Consider the following 18,716-nt stretch of genomic DNA (forward strand, 5'->3'; position numbering starts at 1 on the left):
AATTAGGGTCATTAACTCAGTTGGTTTAGAGTGTCACGTCGACAACGTGGAAGTCACTGGTTCGAATCCAGTATGACCCACAATATAGAACTTCATAAGCTTCATGTTAATTGAAGTAACTGTTTCCCCAATGCTTCGGGGCGGTATGACCAACAATATAGAATTTCATAAGTTTCATGTTAATTGAGGTAACTGTTTCCCCCGATGCTTCGGGGCAGTATGACCCACAATATAGAACTTCATAATTTTCATATTAATTTAAGTAACTGTTTCCCCCGATGCTTCGAGGCAGTATGACCCACAATATAGAATTTCATAAGTTTCATATTAATTGAGGTAACTGTTTCCCCCGATGCTTCGGGGCAGTATGACCCACAATAATATAACTTTAAAAGTTTCATAATTTTCAAGCCCGAAATGTATCTCTTCGGGTTTTTTTGTGAAATAAATTTACGTAGTACTACTTATAGGAATCAAAGCCTTTTATTGTTAATATTATATAAGCAACTTTTAAAAGAAAAAAATGGCAGGAGAAGCACAAGACGGTAATTGGCCTTTGCCCAAGTTTTATTTTAGTGTACGTTTTGGGTCCCAAGATAATACAGTTTCCTTTCAAGAAGTTTCAGGTTTAGAAACAGAAACACAGCCCATAGAATATAGGCATGGAGATAGTAAATTGTTTTCTACCATCAAGATGCCAGGTATTACAAAAACTGGAAATGTAACCTTGAAGAAGGGAATTTTTGTAAACGACAACAATTTCTGGAAATGGTTTGAGGATATAAAAATGAATAACATAAAAAGAGAAACTGTAACCATCCAGCTTTTGGACGAAAGAGGTAATCCTACAATGACATGGACTCTAAGCAACGCTTGGCCCACCAAAATAACAGCAACCGATATGAGAGCGGATGCAAACGAAGTTGCTGTAGAAACTTTAGAACTTATTCACGAAGGATTAACAATTCAAAACGGATAATAATGAATGAATTTCCTCCCGTTGTTTTTTATTTTCAACTGATCCTTACAAACACATCAGGAAAAGAGGAAGTGATTTTTAAAGAAATTTCTGGAATTACAATGGAAATGGGTGTTGAAGAAATTACAGAAGGCGGAAACAATAATTTCAAGCATCGTGTTCCAACCTCTTTAAAATATACAAACTTAGTACTAAAAAGAGGGCTGGCATCAAAAGATTCTGAGGTTGTTCTTTGGTGCATGGATGCCTTTAATGGCATTTCGGATGTTCCAATAAAGACTAAGAATGTATTGGTAAGATTGTTGGATAATTCTGGAATTATTTTAAAATCATGGCAATTTTCAAATGCCTATCCCGTAAAGTGGATGGTTTCAGATTTAAATTTTGATAATGAAACTGTGCTTATTGAAAGCTTGGAATTTGCTTATAGTTATTTTCAATAATTTTAAATAACATCCAAGATTCTTTCCAGAGCCATTCCACGTGAAGCTTTAATTAAGATTGTCGCATTTTTTTGCAAATTGTTTTCAAAGGTAGTTTTCAATTCCTCAAAAGTTTCGAATTTCCTTATATGGGAAGCATTGCTTGTTGTTTTAAAGAAATTGCTTCCAACGAGGAATACGTTTCCAAAATGGTTTTCTGCTAAAAAATCTACGATAATTTGGTGCTCTGTTTCTGCTTCTTTGCCCAATTCAAACATATCGCCTAGAAACATGATTTTGTTTTCACCCTTGGCTTGTTTAAAGTTTTCCAAGGCTGCCATCATGCTGGTTGGGTTTGCGTTGTAGGCATCCATTAAGATGGTGTTTGTACCTTTAACCATCAATTGGGAACGATTGTTGGACGGGACATAACCTTCAATTCCATCTTTAATTTTTTCAATGGAAACCTTAAAATAGGCTCCAATAGCAATTGCGGCAGAAAGATTTGCGAAATTGTAAGCTCCCACTAAATTACTTTGCATTTTAGTTCCTTTAAATTCAATTAAAAGGTGGTGCGAACTGTCTATTAATTGAATGTCGAAGTCACTCTGAGGGGTGCCAAAAGTGATTCGTTCAATGCCTTCTGAATTGGCCAATTGTTTCGGGTCGTTTGCGTTGACAAATATTTTCCTACTGTGTTTTTTCAGAAATTGATAAAGTTCTGTTTTGCCTTGAATTACGCCTTCAAGGCTTCCGAAACCTTCCAAATGTGCCTTTCCGAAATTGGTGATATAACCATAATCTGGTTCAGCTATTTCGCTCAGCATTTTTATTTCGCCCAAATGATTGGCGCCCATTTCCACAATTCCTAACTCTGTTTCTTCGTTCATTGCTAGTAATGTTAGTGGAACGCCAATGTGATTGTTTAAATTTCCCTGTGTGGCAACGGTTTTAAATTTTTTGGAAAGCACTGCATTTATAAGCTCTTTGGAAGTGGTTTTTCCATTGCTCCCCGTTAAAGAAATAATAGGAAGGCCAAGAAATTCTCTATGAAACCTTGCCAATTGTTGAAGAGTTAGCAAAACATTTTCAACCAGAACTGTTTCCCCGGTGTTTTTATGATAAGCTTCTTCATCAACAATTACCTTTGCTGCTCCTCTGTCCAAGGCTTCCTGTGCAAAAAGATTTCCATTGAAATTTTCACCCTTAAGTGCAAAAAAGATACAGTGTGACGAAATTTTGCGAGTGTCTGTGCAAACGCCACTGCTGTCTAAAAAATGTTTGTGGAGCAATTCTATATTCATAAAATAAATATACTAAAAAACCCTCCGAAGCTGAACGCTCAGGAGGGCTGTTTTTATAAATTTTTATGTTTTAGTTTCTTGGTCGTTTTCCTTTTTTGGATTTTGAACCAACACGGCTCATAGCACATCTAAAACCAATATAGTCTGTTGCCATATCTTGAGGGAAATAGCGTCTTTGTGCTGGGTCTAACCAATAGTCTCTATCTCTCCAAGAACCACCTTTGTAAACACGAACTTCATTGTCTATCAGAGTAGTTCTGCTTGAGGATTTATCATACTGACGATCTAATTCTCCTAAGCTATCTGCATATACTTTTTGTATAGGCGAGTTGTACATACGTTTGTTGCTTTCACCACTTTCACTTTCATCATCGGCAAAAGATTGATAGTATCGAGATGAGCCTTTGTCACCATCTCTATAGTCACGGTTGTCACTTTTAGAGAAGTTTGTGCGTAAGTAAGTTTCATTTTCATCAACAGGCACTTGAAGAATTTCTCCTGGCAAGTTGCGTGCTATAATTTTTCCGTTGCTCAAAGTGTCATAAACTATAGAGTCCATAGTAACAACTTTCACTTTTCCATCCTCGCCAATTGCGTTTTTGGTATAAACATTCCCGCGGTAATAGTTGAAGTCATTAAATTCATCATCAACTATTGGGCGATAGATGTCAGCCACCCATTCAGCTACGTTTCCGGCCATATCATAAAGTCCGTAATCATTTGGTTCGTATGATTTTACTTGAGCAGTAATGTCTGCGCCGTCATCACTCCATCCGGCTATTCCACCGTAATCACCATCACCTTGTTTAAAGTTGGCCAATTGGTCGCCACGAGATCTTCTTTTTCCAGAACGCGTGTACTGTCCTTCCCAAGGATATTTTTTCTTTCCTCTGTAAACATTATAGTTACGAATTCCAACTAGACCAAGAGCTGCATATTCCCACTCTGTTTCGGTAGGGAGTCTGTAACCCGGCATTAAGATTCCATCTTTACGTTGAATGTATAAGTTTGTACTGTCTTTGCTTCTTTTGGCAATGGCTTCAGATTTTTTTCCACCACGGGTAATGGAGTCGTTTCCTCCGTAGGTTAATGTAGGGGCGTTTAAATAAGTTTCGGTGTTGAAAGTTTCTCCTGGCTTAGCATCATAACGAGCGTTACGAGCTGTAACTCCTGCTGTTTCTAGTGCCATTTCGTTAACACGATCTGTTCTCCAATTACTGAATTCTACAGCTTGAATCCAACTAACACCTACCACAGGATATTCCGCATAAGCAGGGTGGCGAAGGTAATTGTTTGTCATTACTTCATTAAACCCTAAGCGGTTTCTCCAAACAAGTGTGTCTGGCACAGCGCCTTCATAAATTTTTCTGTAGTTTTCGTCAGATGGTGGAAAAACTTTCTTTAGCCAATCTAGGTATTCAAGATACATTAGGTTGGTCACTTCAGTTTCGTCCATATAAAATGATTGAACGTGCTGCTGCGTTGGGGAATTGTTCCAATCGTGCATTGGATCGTCCTGAACCCGTCCCTTTGTGAATGTTCCACCTTCAACAAAAACGAGGCCTGGCCCTGTTTCTTGTTCTTTGGTTTTTGGATCATACTGGAAACCACCTTCTTTGGCGTTCATCTTCCAGCCTGTGGCTCGGGAACTATTTTTATAGTCTCTAGTTTTGTTGCAACCTACAAGAAGTGAGGCCGCTATTACAGTAACAAATAGCTTTAATGCTAGGTTTTTTCTTAACATCATAGATTCAAATATGATAAAATTGGGTTCGCAATATAGTAATTAACGACAAAAACACAATAATATTTTATTATTATTGCGCTGTGGGATTTTAAAAGGTTTTATGACCAATCCCGTATGCAAACGTATTAGTTTTAAAATTATTATCCTAATATCATTTTGCTGAAAAACTTTAAAATGTTGCGTTATACTAAGTGTATATTTGAAGCGTTATTGGTACTAATGAGAAAAGCAATACTTCTATCTGTTTTGTTTGTGATGCCTTTTTTAGTAAAGGCACAATCAAAAAATATAAATATATACTGGGGCGGAACCAATGCTACTGCCGATAGCTTTGGTGCTAATAAGCCTGCTATTTCATCCAATGAATTGGCTTTGGAAAGGTTGAAGCTTCAAATGGACAAGAACACCGTCATTTATACTACTCAATGGAAAGATGCCGCATTTGCAGACCGAAATTCAGTAACTGTTACCAATGTTCGCTTTGGACCTGTTTCTGCTGTAGAGTTAAAAAAAATCACTCCAGAAACACTGCCGAACAAACTTGAATATCAAATTGCAAGCACCATGGCAAGAGATGTGCTTTATACAATTTTTAGTATTTCGCCAATAATAAAAAATAATGGAAGCTACCAAAAGGTGCTTTCTTTTGATGTTAATTATAATTATGGCCCACAAAACCGTAATAATCCGCCACCAATTACTAATTCTGTCTTGGCCACGGGACAATGGTTTAAATTTAAAGTTGAAAAAACTGGGGTTTATAAACTAGACAAAAGTTTCCTGAATAGTTTGGGAATGAATACTGATGGTATTGACCCTAGGAGTCTTAAAGTATATGGCAATGGTGGACAAACGCTGCCTTTGCGAAATGACCAAACCCGCTTTTTTGATCTTCCCGAAAATGCGATACAGGTTTCAGGCGAACAAGATGGCAGTTTTGATGGAAGTGATTATATTTTGTTTTACGGTACCAGTACCGAAGGTTATGTGCAAGAGAATGACTCTAACCTAAATCCATATAGTGACGACTCCTATTATTATGTTACCGCAGGGGGCGCTCCTGGAAAACGTATAGTTTCAATGGTTGAACCAACGGGCAGCGTTGAATTTAATATTAATGAGTTTGATGATTACCAATTTCACGAAAAGGACGAATTCAGCCCCACAAAGTTGGGAAGAAAGTGGTTTGGAAACCGTTTTGATATTGAAAGTGAGCAGAGTTATAGCTTTGAATTTCCAAATATTGTAACCGGTAAACCTATGAGGTTGATCGTGAAAGCCGCTGCGGCTTCCGAAAGTGATACTTCTATGGCGGTTTCCATAAATAGTACCAGTCTGGATCCCCTTAATTTTTCACGATTGGGAGATAGCGGATTGCTGAGCATGGACGATCTAGATGTTGAAGTTCCTGCTAACAATGCCGTTGTTAAGGTAGATTTGGCTTATAATAACGCTGGAAATCCATCCAGTATTGGCTATCTAGACTATATTGGTATTTGGGCAGTACGACAATTAAAAGGCTCAGGAGGTCAGTTAGCTTTTCAGTATAACAATGCGGCTAACCTAGCAGGAGTGGGGGAATATCAAATAAGTAACGCAACCGAATTTTCACAGGTTTGGGATGTTACCGATTTCCAATCTATTACCTCAAAGCAAAATGAGAACAATGCTTCCTCTTTTGGTTTTAAACAAACCCTTGGTCAAGTTCGCAAGTATGTGGCTATAAACCCAAATAATTATTTAGTTCCCACCAAAATCGCTCAATCATCTGTTCAAAATCAAAACTTAAAAGGAACCATATTCAAGGACGAATCCGGTAATTTTAAAGATGTGGATTACATTATTATCGCGCCTCCTTTCCTTATTCAGCCTGCATTGCGTTTGGCCCAACATAACAAAGAACTTCAAGGGCTTAATGTGAAAGTGGTAACAATAGATAGAATTTATGAAGAATTCAGTTCCGGAAGACAAGAAATAAGTGCTATTCGAAATTTCATTAGATACGTTTACTTTAATGCCTCCACGGAATCAAAACGTATTAAATATGTTGGGATCATGGGCGACACTTCCATAGACTATAAAAATAGGCTCTCCAACAATAATAACAATGTCCCAACCTTTCATACACTTTTAGGAACAAATGTCGCTACTTCTTTTATGTCTGACGATTTCTTTGGAAATATGGATCCTTCCGAAGGTACAATTGGTAGCGGGAACTCTGAAGATATAGATAGACTAGACATAGCAATGGGAAGAATTATTGCAGATAATGTATCCTTGGCAAATGCAATGGTAGATAAAATTATAAAGTATAACGAAAAGTCTTCCTATGGCAATTGGCGGAACAATTTTGTACTTATTTCTGATGATGTTGATAAACCTGGTGAAGATGATTTAGAAGTTGAACTTGATAAACTTGGCGATACTATTTCAGCAAAAAAACCTTTTATAAATGTAAAAAAAATACATACAGATGCCTATCAACAAGAGGCCTCAGCTGGCGGTAATCGTTATCCAGAAGTTAATGATGCCATTAAAACAGCTATTGAAGCCGGCGCCATCATTATAGATTATTTTGGTCATGGTGGGGAAGATGGTTTGGCGCACGAAGCCATTTATACTAAAGAAGCAGCGCAGGAATTGAGGAACAAAGACAAGCTTCCGTGTATAATAACTGTTACCTGCGAATTCACAAAATTTGATAACCCTTTGCGTATTACGGCTGGAGAACTTACATTTCAAAACAAGGATGGTGGCGCTATTTCGTTGGTAACAACTACTCGGGCAGTATTTTTAAATGTCGGTATTGATTTCAATAAACGCTTGGCAAACCAGCTTTTTGGTTTTGATAGAGAAATACCAAATCCGCCTGCGGAAGGACTCCGTCTTTCAAAAACAGAAATGACCACTCCAACTAGACGCGTAGTGTTTTATATTGGAGACCCTGCAATGCCACTTGCTTTTCCTAAAAGGGACATTCGTATCACTAAAATAAATGGGGTGCCAATTGCTCAGGCCACGGATACTCTAAAGGCATTGAGCAAAATTAAAATTGAGGGCGAGGTTGTCAATAGCTCTGGAACGTTAATGTCAGATTACAATGGTGTGCTTGAGGCCAAAATATTTGATAAAAATGTGATGAGAAGAACTTTGGACAATGACAATCATAACATCTTTATGGATTTTATAAACCTGGGCGAAGGACTTTTTAATGGACAAGCAACCGTTTCCAACGGACTTTTTGAATTTGAATTTGTCGTGCCGCGAGATATTCAAATTCCTGTTGGAAAAGGAAGAGTTAGTCTTTATGCCAAAAGAGACAATACGCTGGAAGACCAAACAGGGGTAAACCTTGAATTAAATGTAGGTGGCCTCAATGAAAATGCACCCGAGGATAATGAAGGGCCATTGATTCGGCTTTACATGAATGATGAGAGTTTTGTTTCTGGAGGAATTACGGACGATTCGCCAATCTTGCTTGCCAAGCTGGAAGATCCAAATGGAATAAACACCGCCAGTGGTATTGGTCACGATATTGTAGCAATTTTGGACGGGGATGAATCCAATCCATTTATTTTGAATGAATTTTACCAAGCTGAAGTAGATGATTATACAAAAGGGAAAACCCATTTTAAATTCCGCGATTTGGAAGATGGTCTCCACACGCTTACCTTAAAAGCTTGGGATGTTTATAATAATTCCTCCACCGCTGAAATACAGTTTATAGTTGCGGGTAGCGGAAAGTTGGAAATTACCCGAGTGCTAAATTACCCAAACCCTTTTGTGAATTATACCGAGTTTTGGTTCAACCACAACAGGCCAGACGAAACACTTGATGTGCAAGTGCAGGTATTTACCGTTACCGGAAAAGTGGTATGGACCAAAAATGCCTCTTTGCCACCCTCTGGCAGTTATTTGTGCCGTGAAATTACGTGGGACGGCCGCGACGATTTTGGCGATCGTATAGGAAAAGGTGTCTATGTATATAAGATAACTGTAAGATCTACGTTAACCAATCAGCGGGTTGAAAAATTTGAGAAACTCGTCATCCTTTAAAAATTAAATTTATATTTGCTCAAAATTAACTTTTATGAAGAAATTATTTATTCCAATATTGATAGGCCTTGTTGCTTTTAAATCTATGGCGCAACAAGATGATATTGAAAACTTTAATCCCATTACCACAGGTGTTCCTTTTATATTAATAGGTGCTGATCCGCGTTCAGGAGGTATGGGTGATATAGGGGTTGTGACTTCTGCGGATGCCTTTTCGCAACAATGGAACCCTGCAAAATATGCTTTTTCATTATCAAAACAAGGCGTTGGGGTTACATATACTCCATATTTAAGCAAGTTGGTAAACGATATATTTTTAGGTAACCTTACCTACTACAACCGTTTGAACGAAAATAGTGCAGTAGCCGCAAGTTTCCGTTATTTTAGCAATGGAGATATTGAACTTCGTGAAACTGCAGAACAAGAGCCGCTTTTGGTAAAACCAAACGAACTTATGTTTGATGTTTCCTATTCACTAAGATTAAGTGAACGCTTTTCTATGGCTGTTGCAGCACGTTATATTCGTTCAGATTTGAAATTGCAATCTGCTGTTGCTGATGCAACCGCTGCAAATACTGCTGCGGTTGATGTTGCTGGTTACTACCAAAGTGAAGAGATACCTTACAATGATTTTGACGGACGATGGAGAATGGGTTTCAATATTTCAAACATTGGCCCAAAACTAAAATATGATGAAGTAGGTTCTGAAAGCTTCTTGCCATCAAACCTTGCGCTAGGTGGTGGCTTTGATTTCATACTTGATGAATACAATAAAATAGGTGTTTCAGCCGAAGTAAATAAATTATTGGTGCCAACGCGCCAAGATCCAGATATAGACGGCAATGGCGAAATAACTCCTGAAGAAAGAGGGCAAGTTAACCAGGAATACAATGATATAAGTTTCATTTCAGGAATATTCAAATCTTTTGGCGATGCTCCAGGTGGTTTTGGTGAAGAGATGAAAGAATTCACTTGGGCCTTAGGTGCTGAATATTGGTACCAAGATGTTTTCGCTTTTAGAGGAGGTTACTTTAATGAAAGTGATATGAAGGGTGGAAGAAAATTTGCTACTATTGGAGCAGGTTTCCGCTATACTGCAATCAATATTGACATTTCGTATTTATTCTCTACGTCTAAATTGGCAAACAGCCCACTTGACGGAACCCTTCGTTTTGGTCTTACCTTTAACTTTGGAGATACTTACGACGAATATTAAAATAGTTAAAAGTTTTGAAGTGTATGAGTTGAGGATCAAAAAAGTAAATTATAATATATTAAACCTCTAAACTTATCGACTTCTAAACTCATCGACTAAATAAATGAAAAAACAAAAAATTGAAATTCAGTTGGAAGTTTTTGAAACCGTTTCAGAGCTACCAAAAGACATTCAAGAATTAATGAATAAGGCGCAGCAAGCACGTGAAAATGCTTATGCGCCTTATTCACATTTTAGGGTTGGAGCTTCACTTCGTCTTTCTTCCGGTGAAATAATTTCGGGAAATAATCAGGAAAATGCTGCTTTCCCATCGGGTCTGTGTGCTGAAAGGGTTGCGGTATTCAGTGCGGGGGCCAATTTTCCGAATGAAACTATAACAGACCTTGCCATTACCGTGCGCGCCGAAAGTCACGAAGTTACGGAGGCCATTGCGCCCTGTGGTGCCTGCCGCCAATCTTTGGCGGAGTATGAACAAAAACAAAAATCGCCAATCAATATCTACTTTATGGGCGAAACCGGAGATATCATCAAGGTAGCTTCTGTAATGGATTTACTGCCGCTGGGTTTCGATGCTAAATACCTCTAAAGGAAAAAAAGCACCAAATCTCAAGCACCTCCCGAAGTTTCGGGACCAAATAAAAACAAATTCCAAAACCCAAAAAGCTCAACAATAAAAATTCAAACTTTGAATTTATTATTTTCTGAAATATTAGTTGTCATTAAATAATCTTTTAACAACCGAGTTTGTCATTTGTTTTTTAGTTGAAATTTGTTTTTTTGAATTTTGAGATTTATTTGTTCCCGATAGCTATCGGGATGGTGCTTTGAATTTGGAATTTAATGAGAATTTGGAATTTGTTGCTTCGAATTTGGAATTTATTTGGTATTTGGAATTTGGAATTTGTTGCTTCGAATTTGGAATTTATTTGGTATTTGGAATTTGGAATTTGTGATTTAACCTTTTTAAGTGCTATTTTTGTTATCCGTTTAATAAATTTTCCTTCGGGAAAACCTTATAGCAGATAGATGAAGAAAATCACCAAAAAAACGTATCTGGATTGGTACGAGAACATGCTCTTTTGGCGCAAGTTTGAAGATAAGCTGGCGCAAGTATATATCAATCAAAAAGTAAGGGGTTTTCTACACCTTTACAATGGTCAAGAAGCTGTTTTAGCAGGCGCATTGCACGCAATGGACCTAACCAAGGACCGAATGATTACCGCTTATCGAAACCACGTGCAACCTATCGGTATGGGCGTGGACCCTAAAAGAGTAATGGCAGAACTTTATGGAAAAGGAACCGGAACTTCACAAGGTTTGGGAGGCTCCATGCACATTTTTTCCAAAGAACATCGTTTTTATGGCGGCCACGGTATTGTGGGTGGACAAATTCCACTTGGAGCAGGTTTGGCATTTGGCGATAAATATTTTGACAGAGATTCCGTAACACTCACTTATATGGGTGATGGCGCAACGCGTCAAGGCTCACTTCACGAAACCTTTAACCTTGCAATGCTCTGGAAGCTTCCAGTAGTTTTTTGTGTGGAAAATAACGGGTATGCAATGGGAACTTCCGTAGCGCGAACCGCTAACCATACAGATATTTGGAAACTTGGGTTGGGCTATGAAATGCCCTGTAAGCCGGTAGATGCAATGAAACCAGAGGTTGTTGCAAAGGAAATGGACGAAGCGATACAACGCGCCCGTCGTGGTGATGGTCCAACATTTTTAGAGTTGCGCACTTATCGTTATCGCGGTCATTCAATGAGTGATGCGCAGCATTATAGAACCAAAGAAGAAGTTGCAAAAAAACAAGAGGAAGATCCAATTAGTTATGTGCTTCACCAGATTTATGAAAATAAATGGGCCACAGAAGCCGAAATAAAAAAGATTGACCAAAGGGTTAAGGATTTAGTAGATGAATGTGAAAAGTTTGCAGAAGATTCGCCATATCCAGAGAAAAATGTAATGTTCGATGCGGTTTACGAACAGGAAGACTATCCCTTTTTATCAGATAAATTATAAAAGATGGCAGAAGTAATAAACATGCCGCGTTTGAGCGACACAATGGAAGAAGGAACGGTGGCAACCTGGCTTAAAAAAGTAGGTGATTCCGTAAAGGAAGGCGATATTCTTGCAGAAATTGAAACAGATAAAGCCACGATGGAGTTCGAATCTTTTTATGAAGGGACCTTGCTTCATATTGGCATTAAAGAAGGGGAGACCGCAAAAGTGGATTCGCTTTTGGCAATTATTGGAAAAAAGGACGAAGATATTTCAGATTTGATTGACGGAAAATCTTCGGATAAAAAAAATAAGGAAAACGATTCCAAAGAACAAAAATCTACCGATAAAAAAGAAGACAAGAAAAAATCTTCTGATAAAGAAACTGAAAACGATTCCAATAAAAGTGATGAATCAGCAAATTCTGAAAAAACTGAGCTTCCCGATGGTGTTGAGGTAATTACAATGCCGCGTTTGAGCGATACAATGACAGAGGGAACTGTTGCATCTTGGCTAAAAAAGGAAGGCGACAAAGTTGAAGAAGGCGACATTCTTGCGGAAATTGAAACCGATAAAGCCACAATGGAATTTGAATCATTCTATTCCGGCACGCTTTTAAAAATAGGTGTTGGCGAAGGTGAATCTGCTTCAGTTGATGCTTTGCTTGCAATCATCGGCCCAAAGGGAATCGATGTTTCCGGGATTGCCGAAAATTTTAAAAAGAGCGGGAAATCTTCGAATAAAAAAGAGAGTGCTTCCGAAGATAAAAAAGAAGAAAAAGAAACTTCAGATACCGATTCAAAAAAAGAACCCCCTTCCGCTAAAGCTTCGGAGGACAAAGGAAAATCTGAAAGCTCACAAACAACAAACGAAGGCCGCATTTTCGCTTCGCCTTTGGCTAAAAAGCTTGCTGAGGAAAAAGGAATTAACCTGCGCCAAGTTCGTGGAAGTGGTGAAAATGGTCGCATTGTTAAAAGCGATATTGAAAATTATCAACCTGCAGCTGGCGGCGGACAAGCTTATATTCCTGTGGGAACTGAAAGTTTTGAGGAAGTAAAAAACTCCCAAATGCGCAAAACCATTGCAAAGCGTTTGGCTGAATCAAAATTCACCGCACCAGAATATTATTTGACAGTTGAATTGGATATGGATCACGCAATCGCAGCTCGCGAATCTATAAATGCAGATCCAGATGTGAAAATTTCTTTCAACGATATGGTTATAAAAGCGTGTGCAATGGCCTTGAGAAAGCATCCGCAAGTTAACAGCCAATGGACTCCTGAAGCTACAAGAATTGCAAAGCATATTCATATTGGCGTTGCTGTTGCGGTAGACGAAGGATTACTGGTTCCTGTTCTAAAATTTGCGGACCAAATGACGTTTTCACAAATTGGAGCACAGGTTAAAGAGCTTGCTGGAAAAGCACGAAACAAGAAAATTACGCCACAGGAAATGGAAGGCAGTACGTTTACGGTTTCAAACCTTGGAATGTTTGGAATTACCGAATTTACCTCTATCATAAACCAGCCAAATTCCGCAATTTTATCTGTTGGCGCAATCGTTCAAAAGCCGGTTGTGAAAAATGGGCAAATTGCTGTTGGGAATACGATGACAGTAACCTTGGCCTGCGATCACAGAACTGTTGATGGCGCGACGGGAGCAAAATTCCTGCAAACCTTGCGACAATATATTGAGAATCCTGTGACTATGTTTGTATAACACTAGGCAATGACTATTTAAAATCCCGATAGCTTCATTTTACCGAAACTATCGGGATTTGTTTATATTTAAATTATGAAAAACATAATAATCACAGGTACTTCCCGCGGAATTGGGTTTGAGATGGTAAAGCTTTTTTCCGAAGCCGGCCACAATGTTTTGGCGCTTTCGCGGAATTCAAAACCTATTTCAGATTTAAAACTGAAAAATGTAACCGCTCTGGAATTTGACATCGCCGATGAATCTGAAATTTTAAAGCTTTCCCCATATATTCAAACAGGGATGAAATCTGTTGATGTTTTGATAAACAACGCCGGGTTTTTGGTCAACAAACCCTTTACCAAAATCACTTCCGAAGAATTTAAAAGATGTTACGACGTGAACGTTTTTGGCGCGGCTTCCTTGATAAAAACGACACTTCCTTTTATGAAAAAAGAAGGCCATGTGGTAAGCATCAGCAGTATGGGCGGCGTGCAGGGCAGTGTGAAATTTCCTGGGCTGAGTGCATACAGTAGCAGTAAAGGTGCGATTATTACATTAACCGAATTGCTTGCCGAAGAATACAAAGAAACGGGTCCGTCTTTCAACGTTCTTGCTTTGGGCTCCGTGCAAACCGAAATGCTGGAAGAGGCTTTCCCCGGCTTTAAAGCGCCGCTTTCGGCAACTGAAATGGCGCAATATATAATGGATTTTTCCCTTACGGGAAACAAGTTTTACAACGGAAAAATATTGCAGGTTTCGAGTACTACACCTTGAGTGGTTTCTGTTTCTTTTTAGGTTTTTTCTTCAGTTTATTCAGCCAAATAATGATTCCGGTCACTGGAAGACTTGTTGCAATTAAACAGGAAATAAAGTAAATGGTTTTTGAAAACCATCCAAAGATTGTCCCCATATGGATTGCTTTAATGGAACTTGCAATCTGCACGTTCAACGGTTTTTCTGAAAAAATTTCTTTTGAAATAATAGTGCCATCGCGATCAATTTTCAGTTCATCAACGGCAGTTTCCAGAAAATCTTCATCGTGGTATTTGCGGATGCTAAAAATATCTTTTTCATCAGCTGGAATTTGAAAAATTGTAGTTCCTTCAAAAGGCAATTCACTTGCCGTGATTTTTATGACTTCGGCAAAATCTACAGTTTTTGAAGAGGGATTTGCTTTGGAATCAATTTTTGGTCCGCCTCCGCGCCCGCCAAAAACTTCCGTTCCCAAAACTGCGCTTCCCGCATCTTTGTACCATTCAAAAGACCAAAAAAGTCCGGTGAGCGACATAATCACTAAAAATATCGCCGTGTAAAATCCCAAGGTTACGTGCAAATCGTGGTTTACGCGTTTCCATTTTGCGCGCCAAGCTATTTTGAAACCGGGTTTTAGATGTTTCCATTTCAATTTTTTCAGTTTCTTCTTTGGAAACCAAAGCATAATGCCTGTGATGGAAAGTATCAAAAAAATGATAGTGGCAATACCAACAATCGGTCTTCCAATAGACATATCCAAAAGAAGCCAACGGTGCAGTTTGAACATGGTCATAAAAAATCCATCAAGCACATTTGGCTCCGATTTCGTATAAGTTCCATTGTATTGATCAACAAAAAAAGTCGTTCCGCGCCTGTCCTCTTTGTTTGTTTTAACGGAAAACTCATAGGGCTTTGTTCTTTCTGGGCTTATGCTTACGCGCGTCACTTCACCTTCAGCGGCAAGCTTTGTTGTTAGTGTTTCTATTGGAAAAACAGTTTCTTTTGGAGAAACGATCATTTCTTCAGAAAACAAACTTTTTATTTCTTCTTCAAAAGTTAGCACCGTTCCTGTTAAACAAATAATCAGCAGAATGATGCCGCTGCCAATTCCCAACCAGAGATGGACGTCGTTTATAAACTTTCGGACAGTATATTTTTTTGATTTCATAAAAAGGAAATTTTTAAAACAATATAAAAGGCACAACCTAAGTCATGCCTTTATAAACTAACACTCAAACAACTAAAAATTATAGCGCAGGACTCCTGCAAAGTTTCGTGGATCGGTTTGATTGATATAACTGGTTCTATAGGCGTTGTAACCTATTTTATCGAAAACATTATTCAGCAAAAATTGAAGACTCCAGTTTTTATTGAATTTGTATTCCGCCTGAAAATTTACCAAGGTGTAGGCTTCTACATCAAAGGGTTTTTGGTTTGGCACAATTCCTTGGTGGGTAACAGGCCCCGACGACCAATCGTTGATAGGGCGTTCTCCGGTAAAATACGCACCAGCGCCAACCGAAAGCCCTTCCAAAATGCTATTTCTGAAAGAGTAATTGGCATAGGCATTAAAGGTGTGTTTTGGAGTATTTAGCGGTGCAGAACCATAAACATAGGAGGTATGCTCTTTATATTGCGCATCAATATATGCGTACCCGCCAATCAGCTCCAGATTTTCAAGTGGCCGTCCGGTAAGTTCAACTTCTATTCCTTGGCGCTGGTCGTTCCCGCCTTTTGCGTAATATAAAATGTTTGTCCAAGTTTCGTCATAAACAGGGAGGTTTATGTTCTTGTTGTTGATTTTATAAAGCGTCAAGTTAAATCGCAGTCGGTCGTTGAGCCAAGTTGTTTTGAAACCCGTTTCCAATTGGTCGTAGCGCTCATTCCCCAATTCTTCTCCATTTTGACCCAAACGTGAAGCTGTTCGTGGATAGGAACTGTTGGTGTATGAAACAAAAACGTTTACATTTTTTATTGGCGAAATTATAATTCCTCCCAGCGGATTAAAAGCATCGCTACGTGTGTTTTCAACTTCTGAAAGCGTTTCGGTTGAACTGTAACGTGCCCCCAAAAATGTTTTCAGCCAACTGTTCCAAGAAATCACATCCTGGGCAACAAAACCTAATGAATTTGTTTTTCCGCCGCTCACATTTGCTTCTCCCAAGGCAACATTGGGCAATCTGTGTTCTATGTTTTGAAAAACATTAATAGTATCTACAACTCCAGCAGATTGGCTGGTTGTGCTAAACCGTGAGGCCCGATAATCGAATCCAACTTGGAATGTGTGTTTTATAGAACCTGTGTAAACATCATCCCCAATCAAGTCAAATTGAAGCACACTGTTGTTGTCATCGCGGGTAGAGGTGGAGTAGCTGCGTTGGCGAATATTGTAAATAGGCATTTCATTTTCCTCAATAGTTTTTCCCAAACCGGCACCTTTATCATCCAAGCTTAGTGACGAACTATAGAAAGCTCCTTTTAATGTAAGTTTCTCGCTTAATTCACGATCCATTCTGATGGCATAGGTAGTATTTTCGGTGATGGAACGATCGTTTTCAAAACCTAAAAATTGTGAATGTGGAAGATCATAAATTGCATTCATATCATTTTCAGCCAAGTTTACGGTGCCCAGATCTGGGGTACGGCTGTCGTAATAATGATCCAATTCTAAAGTTACCGTTGTCTTTTCATTTATTTTCCATTCAAAAGAAGGATTGAAGTAAAAACTTTCCTTTTCCCCCAAATCCCTGAAACTATCGGCTCTTTCCAAAGCACCATTCAAACGGAACGCAATATTTTTTTCTTTGTTAAGTGGCCCATAAACATCGAATGTAGGACGTATTTGCCCAAAACTTCCTCCGCGCAGACTCACGCTTCCTCCGGTAGTATATTTTGGAGTTTTGGTAACAATATTTATGATTCCGCCGGGACTTCCCAAATCTGTTGCTACGCCTTGGGTTATGGAAGCGGTTCCTTTTAGAACTTGAATGTTATCCACACCCTGCATATCGGTCAATATACCAACACCGCGAAAATCTGAATGAATCCGTACTCCGTTTTTCAAAATAGGAATTCCCCTAAATCCACGAGAGGACATACTCTCACGTTTGTTGCCATAAGTCGCGAAGGTGTAAACGCCCGGTACGTTTTTAGTGGCTTCGGCAATGCTCAAAGCACCTTGATCCTCAATCAATTTTTCTGAAAGCACTGAGATACTCTGGATCTGTTCATAAGGTTTTAGCGGCAATCGGGTGATTGATTCAATTTTGTCAGGATGGTCGTTTCGATTTCCAAACACTTCCACTTGATCCAATTCATTATCGGGGGTAAGTTGAAAGCGAATTCCATTCAAAATAGAATCATTTGGGCTGATTGTTATTGTGGAAGATGTATAGCCCACAGCACTTGCGGTAAGTTGCCATTGACCGTAAGGAATATTTGTGATTGTAAAAACCCCGTCTTCATCAGCGGCACCTCCTTTTTTAAGTTCGGGGATATAAACACTGGCAAAGGGAACTGGGTTATTATCGATATCGGTTACTTTTCCGTTAATTTTCGCTACTTCTTGAGCCAAAATTATAGGTGCACAGAGGATGAAAAGTAGGGTGGTTATTAATCTCATTGTAATATTGTTTTTATTTAGATTGATTTTAAATTGAGTGCAAATATATTACTGGGCTTTATGATTTCAAAGCTTATTTAGAATTGTTTTAAATAAATTTTTATAAGAGATTGAAAATAAAATAAATGGAGGGAAATTTATTTTTCAGGAAGTATCAAGATTTGTTTTTTTAGGCTGAAAAACCACATTATATTTACAAAGACTCGGTATTTTTGAACCTTAAAAAAGAGCTGCAATTTTCGCATTTTTACCTTTATGACAGAGATTCTTGAAAAATACATTCCGCAAGCTTCCGTTGCTTCAGCTTTTGAATTGATAAAAGCACACAACGTTCATCTTAAGATTGTAAATGAAAGAGTTACTCGCCATGGCGACTACAGGAAAATGCCCAATGGCCAACATAAAATCACAGTAAATGCCTCGCTTAACAAATACCGCTTTTTAATTACGCTGGTTCACGAAATAGCACATCTGGAAGCTTTCACAAAACATGGAAGACTAATAAAACCCCATGGCTTGGAGTGGAAGCGCACTTTTCAGGTGTTGATGCTTCCTTTTTTACGTCCCGAGGTTTTTCCGAATCAATTATTGCCTTTATTGGCCCGACATTTTAAAAATCCGAAAGCTTCAAGTGATACAGATGCAAGCCTTGCGTTGGCCTTAAAACAGTTTGACCCAGAGAACGATAAAAATTATATATTTGAGATACCTTTTGGGGGGCATTTTAGATTGTACAACGGTAAAATTTTTAAACGTGGAAAACAGCGTGTTAAGCGTTTTGAATGTTTGGAAGTTGCTACGGGAAGAACTTATCTTTTCAATCCAAATGCTGAGGTGGAATTTTTGAGTTGATGAGTTTATAAGTTTAAAAGTTTAGGTGTTTAAATTAAAAACTATCTTTAGTACCGGCGC

Annotated in this window: 13 protein-coding genes and 1 tRNA gene; 10 read left to right on the forward strand and 4 right to left on the reverse strand. The window is 38.6% G+C overall.

Translation table 11 applies throughout. The annotated features are described in order from the left end of the window. The first annotated feature begins 5 nt into the window (after positions 1 to 5). The 3 genes from Q2U82_RS07225 to Q2U82_RS07235 all read left to right on the forward strand — a co-directional run bounded on the left by Q2U82_RS07225 (position 6) and on the right by Q2U82_RS07235 (position 1,422). Positions 6 to 80, forward strand: a tRNA-Val gene (locus Q2U82_RS07225). Positions 81 to 523: 443 nt separating this feature from the next. Next, entirely contained in the window at positions 524 to 979 is a 456-nt protein-coding gene (locus tag Q2U82_RS07230) for a phage tail protein (RefSeq protein ID WP_410007012.1), read from the forward strand. 2 nt (positions 980 to 981) lie between these two features. Next, positions 982 to 1,422 carry a phage tail protein gene (locus Q2U82_RS07235; RefSeq protein ID WP_410007013.1) on the forward strand — a complete coding sequence of 147 codons (441 nt, stop codon included), beginning with the start codon at positions 982 to 984 and terminating at the stop codon, positions 1,420 to 1,422. Between the two features lie 2 nt (positions 1,423 to 1,424). Here Q2U82_RS07235 and Q2U82_RS07240 read toward each other — a convergent pair whose 3' ends face one another. Beyond that, positions 1,425 to 2,705 (reverse strand): UDP-N-acetylmuramoyl-tripeptide--D-alanyl-D-alanine ligase, encoded by a 1,281-nt coding sequence (locus Q2U82_RS07240; RefSeq protein ID WP_410007014.1) that lies wholly within the window; start codon positions 2,703 to 2,705, stop codon positions 1,425 to 1,427. A gap of 70 nt (positions 2,706 to 2,775) precedes the next feature. Beyond that, positions 2,776 to 4,449 (reverse strand): gliding motility lipoprotein GldJ, encoded by a 1,674-nt coding sequence (gldJ, locus tag Q2U82_RS07245; RefSeq protein WP_410007145.1) that lies wholly within the window; start codon positions 4,447 to 4,449, stop codon positions 2,776 to 2,778. Positions 4,450 to 4,671: 222 nt separating this feature from the next. Here gldJ and porU point away from each other — a divergent pair, with 222 nt between their 5' ends. From porU to Q2U82_RS07275, 6 genes are all read left to right on the forward strand, one after another. Then, positions 4,672 to 8,508: a type IX secretion system sortase PorU gene (gene porU, locus Q2U82_RS07250; protein WP_410007015.1), complete on the forward strand. Its 3,837-nt coding sequence runs from the start codon at positions 4,672 to 4,674 to the stop codon at positions 8,506 to 8,508. 34 nt (positions 8,509 to 8,542) lie between these two features. Next, complete coding sequence (porV, locus tag Q2U82_RS07255; RefSeq protein WP_410007016.1) at positions 8,543 to 9,724, forward strand: type IX secretion system outer membrane channel protein PorV; 1,182 nt, start codon at positions 8,543 to 8,545, stop codon at positions 9,722 to 9,724. 103 nt (positions 9,725 to 9,827) lie between these two features. Then, entirely contained in the window at positions 9,828 to 10,310 is a 483-nt protein-coding gene (gene cdd, locus Q2U82_RS07260) for a cytidine deaminase (RefSeq protein ID WP_410007017.1), read from the forward strand. Between the two features lie 440 nt (positions 10,311 to 10,750). Beyond that, complete coding sequence (gene pdhA, locus Q2U82_RS07265) at positions 10,751 to 11,749, forward strand: pyruvate dehydrogenase (acetyl-transferring) E1 component subunit alpha (RefSeq protein ID WP_410007018.1); 999 nt, start codon at positions 10,751 to 10,753, stop codon at positions 11,747 to 11,749. A 3-nt stretch (positions 11,750 to 11,752) separates the two neighbouring features. Next, positions 11,753 to 13,447, forward strand: a complete 1,695-nt coding sequence (locus Q2U82_RS07270; protein ID WP_410007019.1) for a pyruvate dehydrogenase complex dihydrolipoamide acetyltransferase — start codon at positions 11,753 to 11,755, stop codon at positions 13,445 to 13,447. Between the two features lie 75 nt (positions 13,448 to 13,522). Continuing rightward, complete coding sequence (locus Q2U82_RS07275; RefSeq protein ID WP_410007020.1) at positions 13,523 to 14,203, forward strand: SDR family NAD(P)-dependent oxidoreductase; 681 nt, start codon at positions 13,523 to 13,525, stop codon at positions 14,201 to 14,203. On the opposite strand, the gene Q2U82_RS07280 is transcribed toward Q2U82_RS07275, so the two are convergent. Together Q2U82_RS07280 and Q2U82_RS07285 are read right to left on the reverse strand one after the other, a co-directional pair. Further along, positions 14,193 to 15,350, reverse strand: a complete 1,158-nt coding sequence (locus tag Q2U82_RS07280; RefSeq protein ID WP_410007021.1) for a PepSY-associated TM helix domain-containing protein — start codon at positions 15,348 to 15,350, stop codon at positions 14,193 to 14,195. The genes Q2U82_RS07275 and Q2U82_RS07280 overlap by 11 nt on opposite strands. Before the next feature lie 72 nt (positions 15,351 to 15,422). Further along, positions 15,423 to 17,804 (reverse strand): TonB-dependent siderophore receptor, encoded by a 2,382-nt coding sequence (locus Q2U82_RS07285; protein ID WP_410007022.1) that lies wholly within the window; start codon positions 17,802 to 17,804, stop codon positions 15,423 to 15,425. A 255-nt stretch (positions 17,805 to 18,059) separates the two neighbouring features. On the opposite strand from Q2U82_RS07285, the gene Q2U82_RS07290 reads away from it, so the two are divergent. Further along, positions 18,060 to 18,656 carry a SprT-like domain-containing protein gene (locus Q2U82_RS07290; RefSeq protein ID WP_410007023.1) on the forward strand — a complete coding sequence of 199 codons (597 nt, stop codon included), beginning with the start codon at positions 18,060 to 18,062 and terminating at the stop codon, positions 18,654 to 18,656. Positions 18,657 to 18,716 lie beyond the last annotated feature (60 nt).

The sequence above is a fragment of the Aequorivita nionensis genome, assembly GCF_046352995.1.
Classification (GTDB): Bacteria; Bacteroidota; Bacteroidia; order Flavobacteriales; family Flavobacteriaceae; genus Aequorivita; species Aequorivita nionensis.

Coding starts and splice junctions, on each gene's coding strand:
- Q2U82_RS07230 (WP_410007012.1), top strand. CDS start 524: ATGGCAGGAGAAGCACAAGACGGTAATTGGCCTTTGCCCAAGTTTTAT.
- Q2U82_RS07235 (WP_410007013.1), top strand. CDS start 982: ATGAATGAATTTCCTCCCGTTGTTTTTTATTTTCAACTGATCCTTACA.
- Q2U82_RS07240 (WP_410007014.1), bottom strand. CDS start 2,705: ATGAATATAGAATTGCTCCACAAACATTTTTTAGACAGCAGTGGCGTT.
- gldJ (WP_410007145.1), bottom strand. CDS start 4,449: ATGTTAAGAAAAAACCTAGCATTAAAGCTATTTGTTACTGTAATAGCG.
- porU (WP_410007015.1), top strand. CDS start 4,672: ATGAGAAAAGCAATACTTCTATCTGTTTTGTTTGTGATGCCTTTTTTA.
- porV (WP_410007016.1), top strand. CDS start 8,543: ATGAAGAAATTATTTATTCCAATATTGATAGGCCTTGTTGCTTTTAAA.
- cdd (WP_410007017.1), top strand. CDS start 9,828: ATGAAAAAACAAAAAATTGAAATTCAGTTGGAAGTTTTTGAAACCGTT.
- pdhA (WP_410007018.1), top strand. CDS start 10,751: ATGAAGAAAATCACCAAAAAAACGTATCTGGATTGGTACGAGAACATG.
- Q2U82_RS07270 (WP_410007019.1), top strand. CDS start 11,753: ATGGCAGAAGTAATAAACATGCCGCGTTTGAGCGACACAATGGAAGAA.
- Q2U82_RS07275 (WP_410007020.1), top strand. CDS start 13,523: ATGAAAAACATAATAATCACAGGTACTTCCCGCGGAATTGGGTTTGAG.
- Q2U82_RS07280 (WP_410007021.1), bottom strand. CDS start 15,350: ATGAAATCAAAAAAATATACTGTCCGAAAGTTTATAAACGACGTCCAT.
- Q2U82_RS07285 (WP_410007022.1), bottom strand. CDS start 17,804: ATGAGATTAATAACCACCCTACTTTTCATCCTCTGTGCACCTATAATT.
- Q2U82_RS07290 (WP_410007023.1), top strand. CDS start 18,060: ATGACAGAGATTCTTGAAAAATACATTCCGCAAGCTTCCGTTGCTTCA.